We start from the raw sequence: 14,744 nt of genomic DNA on the forward strand, positions 1-14,744 counted from the left end.
CTTGGGAACATGGGGGCCGTCATGTCGGGCATAGGCCGCGTCCTGGCCGCGCCGCGGCGCCTCGCGGCGTGGATCGGCCTGCAATGGCTGTGGGCGGCGGCGGCGATCGCGCTGGTCTGGGGCGTCGCGGCGGTGCACCTGGTCGAGGAACGCGCCGACACCCTGCGCGGGGCGGAGATGGACAGCGCCAGCCGGGCGCACGCCTATGCCGAGGCGCTGCTGCGCACGGTCCGCGAACTGGACCAGACGGCGCTGCTGATCCGCGCGCTGGACGAACGTGGCGGCCCCGAGCCGGATCTGGCGGGCTGGCTGGCCGCGGTCGATCCGGTCCAGCGCGTGCCGGTGCAGATCACCCTGGTCGCTCGCGACGGGATGGTGCGGCTGAGCAACCTGCAGAAGACGACGCAGCGCGTCGATCTTTCGGACCGTCCGCATTTCCGCCGCTTCGCCGACCGGCCGGAAGACGTGCTGCATGTCAGCCCGCCCGTGTTCGGGCGGCTCTCGAAGCTGTGGACCATTCAGTTCGTGCGGATGCTGCGCGGGCCGGAGGGATCCTTCAACGGCATCGTGGTGGTCTCGGCCGAGCCCGCGGCGCTGGTGCGCTTCGTCTCGGCGGAGGACATCGGCGTGCGCGGCACCATGTCGCTGATCGGCCTGGACGGCGTGATCCGGGCGCGCATCGCCGCCGGGGCCGAGGGCGTGATCACCGGCCAGCCGAGCGCCAGCCCGGCGGTGCAGGAAGCGGTGGCGCGCGAGGCGGGCCATTTCACCTGGACCGACCCGCAGGACGGCGTGCGGCGGATCGAAAGCTTCCGCCGGCTGCCCGGCCTGCCGCTGCTGGTCTCGGTCGGGCTGGACGAGATGGATGTGCTGGCCGAGTACCGGGCCGACCTGTGGCGCATGCTGCCGGTCTGCGCCGTGGTGACGCTGGTGGTGCTGGCGATCGCGGCCGTGGCGGCGCGGCATCGGCGGCGGCGGGAGGAAGCGCAGCGCGTTCTGAACCTGGCGATGGAAAACATCAGCCAGGGGCTGCTGATGGTCAATCCGGACGGGCGGATCGCGGTGATGAACCGTCGGCTGGTGGAATTGCTCGGCCTGCCGCCGGAGATCCAGCCGGGCATGCCGGTCGAGGAGATGATGGACCGGCAGCGCGCGGCCGGGGAATACACCACCAAGGTCGAGCCGCCGGAAGCGGCGGCCACGCTCGGGCGAATGGCCAGCTTCACCGATGGGCCGGCGCTCTACAAGCGCACCCGGCCCACCGGCACGGTGCTGGAAGTGCGCACGAAGCTGCTGCCCGACGGCGCGGCGGTGCGCAGCTTCAGCGACGTGACCGCCTGGGAGCAGGCCCAGGACGCGCTGCGGGCGGCGCGCACGGCGGCGGAGGCGGGGATAGAGGCGCGCACGCGGTTCCTCGCGGTGATGAGCCACGAGATCCGCACGCCGCTGAACGGCATCCTGGGCGCGGCCGAGTTGCTGCAGGACACCGAGCTGACCCCGCGCCAGCAGCACTGCGTGCAGACCGTCCGCCATTGCGGGCGGCATCTGCTGGGCCTGGTCAGCGACATCCTCGATTTTTCCAAGATCGACCAGAATGCGATCGAACTGGAGACGGCGCCGTTCGCGCCGGCCGGGGTGCTGGCGGCCATGCAGATGATGATGGCGCCGCTGGCCGCGGAGAAGGGGCTGTGGCTGCGCGTGGAGGCGGACGCGGCGGTGCCCGCCCAGGTGTGCGGCGATGCGCACCGGCTGCGCCAGGTGCTGCTGAACCTGGTGGGCAACGCGGTGAAGTTCACCGGCGCGGGCGGGATCACGGTGCGGCTGGACGCGGCCCCCGCCGCGACCGGATGGCGGCTCGACTGGCGGGTGCGCGACACCGGGATCGGCATTCCCGCCGAGGCGCAGGAGAATCTGTTCCAGGAATTCGCGCAGGCCGACGGCTCGATCACGCGCCGCTTCGGCGGCACCGGGCTGGGGCTGGCGATTTCCCGCCGGCTGGTGCAGGCCATGGGCGGCGACATCGTCGTGTTCAGCCGCGATGGCGAGGGATCGGAATTCCGTTTCCATGTCATCGTGGCGACGGCTGGTGCGGCCGCCGGGCCGCCGGCGGCGCTCCGTTCGCCCGGCTGTCTGCGCGTGCTGCTGGCCGAGGACAATCCGGTCAACCGGATGATCGCCACCGGCCTGCTGGAAAAGCTGGGCCATCGGGTGGAGGCGGTGGAGGATGGGGCGGCGGCGGTCGCGGCGGTGCGGCGTGGCGGCGTCGACCTGGTGTTCATGGACGTGATGATGCCGGTCATGGACGGGCTGACCGCCACGCGGGCCATCCGCGCGCTGGAGGGGCCGGCGGGACGGATCCCGGTGATCGGCCTGACCGCGAATGCGTTCCGCGAGGACGAGGCGAATTGCCGGGCCGCCGGGATGGACGGCTTCGCGCCCAAGCCGATCACGCGCGAGCGGCTGGCGCGTGAGCTCGACCGTGTCTGCGGGGCCGCCATCGCCGCCGGCACGGACCCGCCCGCCGCGCCGGCGCCGGCGGCCACCGGGGCGATCGATGTGGCGGTGCTGGACGCGCTCGCGGCCACGCTGGGCGAGGACACGGTGGCCGAGGTCGTCACGGTCTTCCTCGCCGACGTGCCGGACCGGCTCGCGCGGCTGCGGGACCTGGCCGAGGCGGGGACGACGGAGGCGCTGGCGCGGGAGGCGCATGCCCTGGCCGGCAGCGCCGGCACGCTCGGGTTGCGGGCCCTGGAAGCGACGGCGCGGGAACTGGAACGGGCGTTGAAGACGAGCGATCACCCCGACGCGCTCGGGCGCGTTGCCGAGATCGGGGCGCTGGCCGAGCAGGCCGTCACCGCGTTGGCGCCGGTGCCGGGGCGCATGGCGTGCGGCGACGCGGGGATCGTGGCGGCCGGATGAGGCGTCAGGGGGCGTCGGGCCGGCCCAGCCCGGCCGCCGCGACCTGCCGCGCCAGGAATTCCATCACCGCCCGCACCGCCGGCATGCGGCGCAGGTCGGCATGCACCACCAGCCAGATGTCGCGGGCGCAGGCGGGCAGCCGCACCGGCAGCTTCGCCAGCCCCGCATCCTCGTCGGCCAGGAAGCAGGGCAGGGCGGCGATGCCGACGCCGGCGCGGGCCGCCGCGATCTGGCTGGCGAGGTCGTTGCTGCGGAACACCACCGGCCGGTCAGCGGCGACCTGCCGCAGCCAGGCCTGCTGCGGCACGTGCTCCAGCGAACCGTCGTAGGCGATGAAGTCCCAGGCGGCCGGGGGCCGGTCCTGCAGGTAGCCCGGCGCGGCGTAGAGCCCGAACGCCATGCAGCCCAGCCGCCGCGCCACGTTGCGCGCCTCGCGCGGGCGGCTCAGCCGGATGGCGATGTCCGCTTCCTGCCGGCCGAGCGAGGCGGTCGCGGGGTCGCCCAGCAAGGACAGGTGCAGGTCCGGATAGAGCCGCCGCAGTTCCCCCAGCCGTGGCGCCAGGACGTGGCTGGCGAAGACCGGCGGGGCGCTGACTGTCACCGTGCCGGCCAGCGGCGTGTGCAGGGCGCGGGCGGCGCGGTCCAGCGCATGCGCCTGGGCCTGCATCGTCATGGCCAGCCCGGCGATCCGCTGTCCCGCCTCGGTCAGCACGCAGCGCCGCGCCTGCCGCTCCACCAGCACGCTGCCGAGCGCCTGTTCCAGCGCCGCCACCCGCCGGCCGACGGTGGCGTGGTCCACGCGCAGCGCCCGCGCTGCGCCGGAGAGCGTGCCGGCCTCCGCCAGGGCGACGAAGTGGCGCAGGTCCTCCCAGTCGAACATCGGTGCAATTTCTCACAAGGCCTGTGGAACAATCCGGGATTTTCCCACCCTCCGTCCAGGCGTCATCTGCCGTGGCAACACGGAAGCGGAGACAGGACCATGGCCCAGGAGATCCATCTGATCGCGCCGGGCGGCGTCGAACAACTCCGGTTGGCCGAGCGGGAGATCGGCCCGCCCGGGGCGGGCGAGGTGCGGCTGCGGCAGGACGCCATCGGCGTGAACTTCATCGATATCTACCACCGCATCGGGCTCTACCCGTTGCCGCACCTGCCCGCCGTGCCGGGCGTCGAGGGCGCCGGAGTGGTGGAGGCGGTCGGGGAGGGCGTCACCTCCGTCGTCCCCGGTGACCGCGTTGCCTATGTCGGCGCGCCGGTCGGCGGCTATGCCTCCGAGCGCCTGCTGCCCGCCGCCCGCGTGGTGCGGCTGCCGGACGGCATCGACACGCGCACCGCCGCCGCCGCCATGGCGCGCGGCCTGACCGCGCACATGCTGCTGCATCGCGTCTTCCCGGTGCGGCCGGGCACGATCGTGCTGGTGCATGCCGGGGCGGGCGGGCTCGGGCAGATGCTGAGCGGCTGGGCGAAACGCCTGGGCGCGGTGGTGATCGCCACCGTCGGGTCGGAGGCGAAAATCGAGGTGGCGCGGCAGGCCGGCGCGGATCACGTGCTGCTGCACGGCGATCCGGGGCTCGAGGCGGCGGTGAAGCAACTGGCCGGCGGCGTCGGGGTCGATGTCGCCTATGACGGTATCGGCGGGACGATGCTGCGCCGGACCCTGGGCTGCGTGCGGCCGTTCGGCGTGGTGGCGAGCCTCGGCCAGGTGGCCGGCCCGATTCCGCCGGTCGCGGTGGAGGACCTAGGGCCGCGCCGGTCGATCTCGTTCAGCCGCCCCAGCGTCATGGCCTATGCCAACGAAGCGGACGCCTATCCGCTGGCGGCCGCGGCGGTGTTCGACGTGATCGCGGCCGGGCTCTGCGTAAGGGTCGGCGCGGAATTCCCACTTGCGGCGGCGGCGGAGGCACAGGCCGCTCTGGAGGCCGGACGCACCACCGGGAGCATCCTGCTGATTCCATGAGCCGTGCGTGGTGGATTTCGAGGAGTTCCACGGCCTGCCTGGCATGTTGCGCCGCGGTATACAGCCATTGCCATGACGGGCCGGCCTCGCGCAGGCACCGCCCGATGGCGGTCACTGGTCGCGTCGTTGTTGATGCCAGTGCCCGAACATCCTTGTCTCATACTGCATGATACGATTTTGCTTTCACGTTTCGCTGCCGTCATCGCATACTGTGGACGCCGCCATGTCATGCAGTGACCGAACAGGTGACGCATTGCATGCCAGTGCCACGATATCTCTCCCGATGCGCGCGTAACCTGGAAGCGGCATGACGCGCCGATCGCCGACAACGACAAGACTCAATGTGGGAGGCCCAGGGATGAAACACGCATCCCCTGTCCACGCGGACAGGGCGTGGTCGCCGGGCGGCCGCGCTCCGCCGGGGATGCGCGTGCCGCGCCCCGGCGGTCGTGGATGATCCACTGCCAGGAACCCAGCTCATGCCCCAGGGAACGGAAACGTTCTACGACGCGATGCGCCGGCAGGGGATCACGCGTCGCAGCTTCATCCGCTTCTGCACGCTGACCGCATCCGCATTGGGACTCGCGCCGGTCGCCGCGCCGCGCATCGCCGCCGCGCTGCAGACCACGCCGCGCATCCCGGTCATCTGGATGCACGGCCTGGAATGCACGTGTTGTTCAGAGAGCTTCATCCGCTCGGCGCACCCGCTGGCAAAGGACGTGGTGCTGTCGATGATCTCGCTCGACTATGACGACACTCTCATGGCCGCCGCCGGCCATCAGGCCGAAGAGATCCTCGAAGGCATCCGTGACACCTACAGGGGGCGCTACCTGCTCGCCGTCGAGGGCAATGCGCCGCTCGCCGAGGACGGCATGTTCTGCATCGATGGCGGCCGGCCCTTCGTCGAACGGCTGCGATGGATGGCGCAGGAGGCGATGGCGGTGATCGCCTGGGGGTCCTGTGCCTCGTGGGGCTGCGTGCAGGCCGCCCGGCCCAATCCGACGCAGGCGACGCCGGTCGACCGGATCATCCGCGACAGGCCGGTCATCAAGGTGCCGGGCTGCCCGCCGATCGCCGAGGTGATGACCGGCGTGCTCAGCTACGTGGCCACCTTCGGCCGCCTGCCCGAACTGGACGGCCGGGGACGGCCGAAGATGTTCTACTCGCAGCGCATCCACGACAAATGCTATCGCCGCCCGCATTTCGACGCCGGCCAGTTCGTGCAGGACTGGGACGATGATTTCGCCCGCAAGGGCTACTGCCTGTACAGGATGGGCTGCCGCGGGCCGACCACGTACAACGCGTGCTCCACGGTGCGCTGGAATGGCGGCGTGTCGTTTCCCATCCAGTCCGGCCACGGCTGCATCGGCTGCGCGGAGGACGCGTTCTGGGACAACGGCCCCTTCTACGAACGCCTGTCGCCGCTTCGTCAGTTCGGCATCGAGGCAAATGCCGACCGCATCGGCGGCGTCGCCGCCGGCGCGGTCGCCGCGGCGGTGGCCGCCCATGCCGGCGCCACCACGGTGAAACGGGTGTTCGCGGGGCGCTGACGGTGCCTTCCGACGCGGCGCATCATCCAAGGGGGGAACCATGGACGAGTTTTCGCGCACCACCCGCTTCCGCGGGGTGGTCGACCTTGACCCGACGGATCGTTCGAACGGACGCTCGACCATCTACGTCTACGAGGCGGCGGTGCGGGCCTGGCACTGGGTGCATGCCCTGGCGATGATGGTGCTGGTCGCGACCGGCTACCTGATCGCCTCGCCGCCGCCCACGCTGCCGGGCGAGGCCAGCGCCAACTTCCTGTTCGGCTATATCCGCTTCACCCATTTCGTGTCCGGCTACGTGCTGGCGATTTCATTCCTATTTCGGATCTACTGGGGCTTCGTCGGCAACCGCCATTCACGGCAGATCTTCCATCTCCCGGTCTGGGAGCGCGCGTGGTGGCGCGGCGTGGTGTGGGAGGCGAAGTGGTATCTGTTTCTCGTGGACGAGCCGAAGAAATACCTCGGCCACAATCCGCTGGCGCAGATCACGATGTTCTTCGCGATGACGCTCGGCACGATCGGCATGATCGTGACCGGGTTCGCGCTGTATTCCGAGGGCACCGGGCGCGACAGCTGGGAATACGTCGTCTTCGGGACGCTGCTTGACGTTCTGCCGAGCCAGGACGTGCACACGCTGCATCATCTGGGTCTGTGGATGATCGTGATTTTCACGATCATCCATGTCTATGCGTCGGTGCGCGAGGAAATCATGTCCCGCCAGACGATGATCGCCACCATGATCTCGGGGGAGCGCCAGTTCCGCGACGACCGCAACGATTGAACCTATGGCCTGCGCCGCCGCAGCGCCGCGCGGACCAGCCACACCGAAGCCCCCGCGACCGTGAGCGGAAACACCACGGTCTGCAGAACGAACACCGCCATCCAGGTCAGGCTCGCCTCCACCGCATGTTCGACGCTGGCGGCAAGGCGGCTGAAGGAGTCGGCCAGGCGGTCCGGCGAGAGCGCGCCCAGCCCGTCGGTGAGGCGGCGCGGGTCGTACCATGGTCGGGCCGCCCCCTCGGCGAGGCGCGGCATCGCCGCGGTCAGCTCGGCCTGGGTGGCGTTCAGGGTCAGCTCGGCCTGGGCGGCGCGGTCACGCAGGAACCGCTGCGACAGCGCCTCGGTCGCCTGCAGGCTGACCGGCAACAGCAGCTTGCCGAGCAACGCGCTGGCGATCAGCACCTGCGCGAGTCGCCGCAGCCCGCTCCCCCGCGTCGCGCCGGTCAGGATGGCGGCCGCCAGCACGCCGAGCCCGATCGACAGCACCCAGGGCAGGGCGAAGCTGTCCAGCACGTCCACCAGCACCAGCTGGATGGTGACGCAGACCAGGCTGGCCATCAGCACGTCGGCGAAGCTGTCGAGCAATTGCTCGAAGGGGCGCAGGATGTTGCCGATCTCGATGCTGGCGCCGCCATTGACCAGTGCCCCGACATTGGCGTTGACCGTGGTCGAGGACGCCACCCCCACCACCCGCCCGAGCGCGCGCACGGTCACGTAGGCCAGTCCCGCCGCGAGCTGGGTGCGTTGCAGGATCTGCCGCGCCTGCTCGGGTGCGAGCGGGGTCACGAACCGGTCGACGGTGCGGTCAATCCCGCCCGACGCCGCCGCCAGCAGCAGCGCCAGCAGCGGGATCATCACCAGCAGCCGCGGCCGCATCCGGCCGGCAAGACCTGACAGACGTGCACGCAGCATCGGCGTGGCTCCCTGGACATCGGTGACGGAGTCATACGCCCGGGCCGGCGGGATGGCTCGCCCCGCCGGCGCGCGGCGCCGCCGTGACGCGCGGGCAGCCCTATATATTGACACGAATCGCCGGCATTCCCCTATATATAGGTGTCACGGTCCCTCGCATCGCAAGATCGAGGGCTAAGAGGGAAGCCGGTGCGAGGCCGGCGCTGCCCCCGCAACTGTCAGCGGCGAGCTTCCGCCCATCCATGTCACTGGGGCCGCACGGCCTTGGGAAGACGGGCCGAAGCCGGGACCCGCGAGCCAGGAGACCTGCCGCGACAGCCGTACGTCCTCGGGCGGGGTGCCCCGGTGGACCGCATCCCCGGCACGCCTGCGCGGCGTCGCCGTCCCATGCGGCCGCCCGGTCCCTGCCCCCAGATCACAAGGGGTTCACGCCGCATGTTCGTCTCCACCCAGCACGACCGATCGGCGCCACCGCGCCTGCCGCCCGCCGATGCCGCCCGGCTCGTCGCCCTGGTGCGGGATGCCTGCGCCGGGCTTGAGGGTGTCTCCGCCGAGGCCGTGCTGGCCGGGACATGGCGCGACCTGCATGACGGGATCACGCCGGACGAAGCGGCGCTGGCGCCGATCCTCGCCGCCCGCACGCTCGTCGAGACCGAGCCGGCCTATGCCCAGGTGGCGGCGCGGCTGCTCGCCGACCGGCTGCGGTGCGAGGCGCTGAGTTTCCTGTCCGGCCGGCCGGACCGGCCCGGCCAGGACGAGATGGCGGCCCGCTATCCCACGTATTTCCCGGCCTTTGTGCAGGCCGGCATCGCCGCCGGGTTGCTCGATCCCGAACTCGGGCGCTTCGATCTTGGTCGCCTGGGCGCGGCGCTGCGGCCGGAACGGGACCTGAATTTCGATTACCTGGGCCTGCAGACGCTGTACGACCGCTATGTCCTGCATGTCCGCGGCACCCGCATCGAATTGCCACAGGCCTTCTTCATGCGCGTCGCCATGGGGCTCGCGCTGCGGGAGGAGGACCGGGACGCACGGGCCATCGCCTTCTACGAGCTGCTGTCCTCCTTCGATTTCATGGTCTCGACCCCGACCCTCTTCAATGCCGGCACGCGGCGGCCGCAGCTTTCCTCCTGCTTCCTCACCACGGTGGCGGACGACCTCGACGGCATCTTCAAGGCGATCCGCGACAACGCGCTGCTCGCGAAGTATTCCGGCGGGCTCGGCAATGACTGGACCCAGGTGCGCGGGCTGGGCGCGCATATCCGGGGCACCAACGGCCAGAGCCAGGGGGTGGTGCCGTTCCTGAAGGTGGCGAACGACACCGCCATCGCGGTGAACCAGGGCGGCAAGCGCAAGGGCGCGGTCTGCGCCTACCTGGAGACCTGGCACATCGACATCGAGGAATTCCTCGACCTGCGCAAGAACACCGGCGACGACCGCCGCCGTACCCACGACATGAACACGGCCAACTGGATCCCCGACCTGTTCATGCAGCGGGTGGAGGCCGGGGCCGACTGGACGCTGTTCTCCCCCGACGAGGTGCCGGACCTGCACGATCTCTGCGGCCACGACTTCAGGATCGCCTACGAGACGTACGAGGCGAAGGCGGCGCGCGGCGGGATCAGGGTGTTCCGGACCGTGAAGGCGGTGGATCTGTGGCGGCGCATGCTGACCATGCTGTACGAGACCGGCCATCCCTGGATCACCTTCAAGGATGCCTGCAACCTGCGATCGCCGCAGCAGCATGCGGGCGTCGTGCATTCCTCCAATCTGTGCACCGAGATCACCCTCAACACGAGTGCCGGCGAGGTGGCGGTGTGCAATCTCGGCTCCGTCAACCTCGCCGCCCACGTCACCGCCGACGGGCTCGACCGCGACCGGCTCGCCCGCACGGTGCGGACCGCCATGCGCATGCTGGACAACGTCATCGACATCAACCTTTATTCCATCCCCGAGGCACGCCGGTCCAATCTGCGCCATCGCCCGGTCGGCCTCGGCCTGATGGGCTTCCAGGACGCGCTGGAGACGCTGCGCCTGCCCACCGCCTCCGAGGCGGCGGTGGACTTCGCCGACACCTCCATGGAAGCCATCAGCTATTTCGCCATCGACGCCTCGGTGGAGCTGGCCGCCGAGCGCGGACGCTACGCCTCGTTCGAAGGCTCGCTGTGGTCGCGCGGCATCCTGCCCATCGACAGCCTGCATCTGCTGGCGGCGGCGCGTGACGGCGACGTGCGGCTCGACCACGGCACGACCCTGGACTGGGATGCGCTGCGCGCGCGGGTGCAGGCCGTGGGCATGCGTCATTCCAACGTCCTGGCCATCGCCCCCACCGCCACCATCGCCAATATCGTCGGCGTCTCGCCCTCGATCGAGCCCGCCTTCAGCCAGCTTCATGTGAAGGCCAACATGTCCGGCGACTTCACCGTGGTGAACGCCCGTCTCGTCCGCGACCTCAAGGCGCGCGGGCTGTGGGACGCGGCGATGATCGCCGACCTCAAGCGGCATGACGGCATGGTGGGGGCGATCGACCGCATCCCGGAGGATCTGCGGGCGCTCTATGCCACCGCCTTCGAGATCGCGCCGGACTGGCTGGTCCGCGCCGCGGCGCGGCGGCAGAAATGGATCGACCAGGCGCAATCGCTGAACCTCTACATGGCGCGGCCATCCGGCCGGCAGCTCGACGCGCTGTACCGGCTCGCCTGGCGGATGGGGCTCAAGACCACCTACTACCTGCGCGCCCGTGCCGCCACGCAGGTGGAGAAATCGACGCTGGCCGGCACCGATGGCCGGCTCAACGCCGTGCCCGCCTGCAGCATCGCCGATGCGGCCTGCGAGGTATGCCAATGAACGCGCCCGCCCACGATGCCACCGGGCTTGGCGAGATCGACCGCTCCGGCGGCCGGGTGCGGGTGGACGAGAAGCGCCTGCTCAACGCCCGCGCCGACGTCAACCAGCTCCTGCCCATGAAGTATCGATGGGCCTGGGAGAAATACCTCGCCGCCTGCAACAACCACTGGATGCCGACCGAGGTCTCCATGCAGGCCGACATCGCCCTGTGGAAGTCGCGTGACGGCCTGACCGCGGAAGAACGGCGCATGGTGCGGCGGAACCTGGGGTTCTTCGCCGCCTCGGAGAGCCTGGTGGCGAACAACATCGTGCTCGCCGTCTACCGCCAGCTTGCCAATCCGGAATGCCGGCAATACCTGCTGCGCCAGGCCTTCGAGGAAGCGGTGCACACCCATTGCTTCCAGTACATCGTCGAGAGCCTCGGCCTCGACGGCGGCGAGCTGTTCAACATGTACCGGGAAGTGCCCTCGATCACCGACAAGGCGGCCTGGGCGCTGCGGCACACCCGCGCCCTGTCCGATCCCGCCTTCCGGACCGGGACGCCGGCGGCCGACCAGGATTTCCTGCGCGATCTCGTGGCCTTCTACGTGGTGTTCGAGGGCATGTGGTTCTACACCGGCTTCGCGCAGATCCTCTCGCTCGGCCGGCGCAACAGGATGGTGGGCATCGCCGGGCAGTACCAGTACATCCTGCGCGACGAGAGCATCCATCTCAATTTCGGCATCGACGTCATCAACCAGATCCGGCACGAGAACCCGCATCTCTGGACCAGGGCGTTCCAGGACGAGGTGCGGGGCATGCTGGCGGAGGCGGCGGCGCTGGAGGCGGCCTATGGGCGGGACACCATGCCCCATGGCCTGCTCGGGCTCAATGCGGAGCTATGCGCCCAGTACATGCATTTCATCGCCAATCGCCGCTGCGCCCAGCTCGGCCTTGCCCCGGTCTTCGCCGAGGCCGCCAATCCCTTCCCCTGGATGAGCGAGACCATGGACCTGATGAAGGAGAAGAACTTCTTCGAGACCCGCGTGACCGAATACCAGAACGGCGGCGCGCTCGCCTGGGATTGATGCGGGCAAGGACGCGCTGGCCGTTTCCGGCCAGCGCGCCCCGCGCCTATGTCGCCGCGCGCAGCGTCCGGGCCGCCGCGACCAGGTTGGCCAGCGCCGCCCGCACTTCCGTCCAGCCGCGCGTCTTCAGCCCGCAATCGGGATTGACCCACAGCCGGTCAGGCGGAATCGCCGCCGTGGCGTGCTGGAGCAGCGTCGCCATCTCCTCGGGCGACGGCACCCGGGGGCTGTGGATGTCCCACACCCCCGGCCCGATCTCGTTCGGGTAGGCGAAATCGGCGAACACGCGCAGCAGCTCCATGTCGCTGCGCGTGGTCTCGATCGAGATCACGTCGGCATCCATCGCCGCGATGGCGTCGATGATGTCGTTGAACTCGCTGTAGCACATGTGGGTGTGGATCTGCGTCTCGTCGCGCACGCCGCCGGCAGCCAGGCGGAAGCAGGCGATCGCCCAGCGCAGATACGCCGCCCGCTCTGCGCGGCGCAACGGCAGGCCCTCGCGGAACGCCGGCTCGTCGATCTGGATGACCGGGATGCCGGCCGTCTCCAGGTCGAGCACCTCGTCGCGCAGCGCCAGCGCGATCTGCCGGCACACCGTCTCGCGCGGCAGGTCGTCGCGGACGAAGGACCATTGCAGCATCGTCACCGGCCCGGTGAGCATGCCCTTCATCGGCCGCCGCGTCAGCGACTGCGCGTAGGCCGACCAGCGCAGCGTCATCGGGCGCGGCCGCGACACATCCCCCCACAGGATCGGCGGGGCCACGCAGCGGCTGCCATAGGACTGCACCCAGCCATGCTGCGTGAAGGCATAGCCGTCGAGCTGCTCGGCGAAGTACTTCACCATGTCGTTGCGCTCGAACTCGCCATGCACCAGCACGTCGAGGCCGGTGTCCTCCTGCCAGCGCACCGCCTCGGCGATCCAGCCTTCCACCCGCCGCTCATAGGCATCGGCGGTGAGTTCGCCGCGGCCGAGCGCGGCTCGCGCCCGCCGCACCTCCGCCGTCTGCGGGAAGGAGCCGATGGTGGTCGTCGGGAAGGGCGGCAGGCCGAGCCGGTGGCGTTGCGCCGCCTGGCGCTGCGGGAAGGGGCTGGCGCGCGTCTCCATCTCCGGCACCGCCGCGGCGAGCCGCTCCCGCACCTCCGCCCGATGGGCGGCCGTGCTGGCGCGGCGGGCACGGACAGCGGCATCGCTGGCCGCGAGCTGCGCCGCGATCGCCGCGTCGCCTTCGTCGAGGCCACGCGCCAGCGCGGCGACTTCGTCGAGCTTCTGTTCGGCGAAGGCAAGCCAGCCCTTCACCTCGGGATCGAGGCGGGTTTCCTGGCGCAGGTCGAGCGGCACGTGCAGCAGGCTGCAGGAAGGCGCCACCATCAGCCGCCTCGTGCCGCGCCGGTCCGCGACCCGTCGCAGCAGGCCGAGCGTGGCGCGCAGGTCGTTGCGCCACACGTTGCGCCCGTCCACCACGCCGAGCGAGAGCCAGCGTTCGGCCGGCAGGGCCGCGAGCGCCGCGTCGAGATCCGTCGCGCCGCGCACGAGGTCGAGATGCAGCGCCGCGACCGGCAGCGCCGCGGCGGTGGCGAGGGTGTCGCCGAGCGGGCCGAAATAGCTGGCGAGCAGGATTTCCGGCGCCGGCCCCTGGTGCAGCACGGCGTAGGCATGTCCGAGCGCGGCCTTCGCCCGCTGCGGCAGGTCGAGCGCCAGCACCGGTTCGTCGATCTGCACCCAGGCGACGTTCGCCTCGGCCAGTTCGCGCAGGATCCGCGCATAGACCGGCAGCACCCCGTCCAGCAGGTCGAGCGGATCGCTGCCGTCGGTGGTCTTGCCGAGCATCAGGAAGCTCACCGGCCCGAGCAGCACCGGGCGCGTGCGCAACGGCAAGGACGCCGCCTCGCGGAACTGCGCGAGCGGCCGGTTTTCGGTCAGGGCGAAGCGCTGCCCGCCGTGCAGGCGCGGCACCAGGTAGTGGTAGTTGGTGTCGAACCACTTGGTCATTTCCAGCGCCGGCAGGCCCTGCGCGCCGCGGGCGAGCGCGAAATACGTGGCCGGCGACACCGGCCCGTCCGACCAGCCATAGCCGGGCGGGATCGCGCCCAGCATGCAGGCGGTGTCGAGCACATGGTCGTAGAAGGAGAATTCGCCGGAAGGCACATGGCTGATGCCGTGGCCGCCCTGCAGCTTCCAGTGGCGTGCGCGCAGGTCGCGGCCGATCGCGGCGAGGCCGGGCGCGTCCAGTTCGCCTGCCCAGTGGCGTTCCAGCGCGGCCTTCAGCTCGCGGCGGTGGCCGATCCGGGGGAAGCCGAGATTGCTCGCGATGGTCATGCCTGCCTCCATGCCGGGAAGCTGGCCGGGGACACGGGGAGATGGCACGCAGGCGCGCGGGTCTGGCGCCACGCGGCGCCGGAGGCGGTGGACAATGGTCTTCTCCTGCCTCCGGTGCACCCCGCCCGGCGGCATGGTTGGTGCCGCGATGGCAGGTCTCCTGGCTCGCGACGGTCGGGGGCATTCCCCGGTGCCACCGGCCCCGTCTTCCCGAGCCCTTCCGGGCTCAGTGACCCGCCCCGCTGCCGGGGCGGACGGGCCAGCGCTACGCCGCTGACAGTTGCGGGGGCAGCCGCCGACTTGCCCCCGGACCAACGGTCCGGCCGGGGCGCACGGCGTTCCCTTTTCACCCGCTCGCGCGGGACCATCGCATCTCCCTGATATCCCCGACGGGAAGGATGGGC

General features: G+C 70.8%; 9 protein-coding genes and 2 riboswitches. Of the genes, 6 read left to right on the plus strand and 3 right to left on the minus strand.

All coding sequences use genetic code 11. The features are described 5' to 3' along the window. Positions 1–21 precede the first annotated feature (21 nt). Positions 22–2,919: an ATP-binding protein gene (locus tag NBY65_RS16530; protein ID WP_150042100.1), complete on the plus strand. Its 2,898-nt coding sequence runs from the start codon at positions 22–24 to the stop codon at positions 2,917–2,919. 4 nt (positions 2,920–2,923) lie between these two features. On the opposite strand, the gene NBY65_RS16535 is transcribed toward NBY65_RS16530, so the two are convergent. Further along, the gene (locus NBY65_RS16535) at positions 2,924–3,799 is read right to left on the minus strand and encodes a LysR family transcriptional regulator (RefSeq protein ID WP_150042099.1); all 876 of its coding nucleotides are present in this window, start codon (positions 3,797–3,799) and stop codon (positions 2,924–2,926) included. A gap of 99 nt (positions 3,800–3,898) precedes the next feature. Between NBY65_RS16535 and NBY65_RS16540 the strand changes: the two genes are divergently transcribed. The 3 genes from NBY65_RS16540 (at position 3,899) to cybH (ending at position 7,201) form a co-directional block, all read left to right on the plus strand. Continuing rightward, positions 3,899–4,873 carry a quinone oxidoreductase family protein gene (locus NBY65_RS16540; protein ID WP_150042097.1) on the plus strand — a complete coding sequence of 325 codons (975 nt, stop codon included), beginning with the start codon at positions 3,899–3,901 and terminating at the stop codon, positions 4,871–4,873. Between the two features lie 479 nt (positions 4,874–5,352). Further along, on the plus strand, positions 5,353–6,423 hold the full coding sequence (locus tag NBY65_RS16545; protein WP_150042095.1) for a hydrogenase small subunit: 1,071 nt from the start codon (positions 5,353–5,355) through the stop codon (positions 6,421–6,423). A 40-nt stretch (positions 6,424–6,463) separates the two neighbouring features. Continuing rightward, the gene (gene cybH, locus NBY65_RS16550; RefSeq protein ID WP_150042093.1) at positions 6,464–7,201 is read left to right on the plus strand and encodes a Ni/Fe-hydrogenase, b-type cytochrome subunit; all 738 of its coding nucleotides are present in this window, start codon (positions 6,464–6,466) and stop codon (positions 7,199–7,201) included. A 2-nt stretch (positions 7,202–7,203) separates the two neighbouring features. On the opposite strand, the gene NBY65_RS16555 is transcribed toward cybH, so the two are convergent. Then, positions 7,204–8,112, minus strand: a complete 909-nt coding sequence (locus NBY65_RS16555; protein WP_150042092.1) for a hypothetical protein — start codon at positions 8,110–8,112, stop codon at positions 7,204–7,206. A 130-nt stretch (positions 8,113–8,242) separates the two neighbouring features. Next, a riboswitch (cobalamin riboswitch) is annotated at positions 8,243–8,440 on the plus strand. A 107-nt stretch (positions 8,441–8,547) separates the two neighbouring features. Between NBY65_RS16555 and NBY65_RS16560 the strand changes: the two genes are divergently transcribed. Together NBY65_RS16560 and NBY65_RS16565 are read left to right on the plus strand one after the other, a co-directional pair. Then, positions 8,548–10,956, plus strand: a complete 2,409-nt coding sequence (locus NBY65_RS16560; RefSeq protein ID WP_239002866.1) for a ribonucleoside-diphosphate reductase subunit alpha — start codon at positions 8,548–8,550, stop codon at positions 10,954–10,956. After that, complete coding sequence (locus NBY65_RS16565) at positions 10,953–12,023, plus strand: ribonucleotide-diphosphate reductase subunit beta (RefSeq protein WP_250265686.1); 1,071 nt, start codon at positions 10,953–10,955, stop codon at positions 12,021–12,023. Before NBY65_RS16560 ends, NBY65_RS16565 begins: the two co-directional genes overlap by 4 nt. 46 nt (positions 12,024–12,069) lie before the next feature. Here the strand turns inward: NBY65_RS16565 and metE are convergent, their stop codons facing one another. Beyond that, positions 12,070–14,340 carry a 5-methyltetrahydropteroyltriglutamate--homocysteine S-methyltransferase gene (metE, locus tag NBY65_RS16570; RefSeq protein ID WP_150042088.1) on the minus strand — a complete coding sequence of 757 codons (2,271 nt, stop codon included), beginning with the start codon at positions 14,338–14,340 and terminating at the stop codon, positions 12,070–12,072. A gap of 133 nt (positions 14,341–14,473) precedes the next feature. Next, positions 14,474–14,724: riboswitch (cobalamin riboswitch) on the minus strand. Positions 14,725–14,744 lie beyond the last annotated feature (20 nt).

The organism is Rhodovastum atsumiense (assembly GCF_937425535.1).
Lineage (GTDB): Bacteria > Pseudomonadota > Alphaproteobacteria > Acetobacterales > Acetobacteraceae > Rhodovastum > Rhodovastum atsumiense.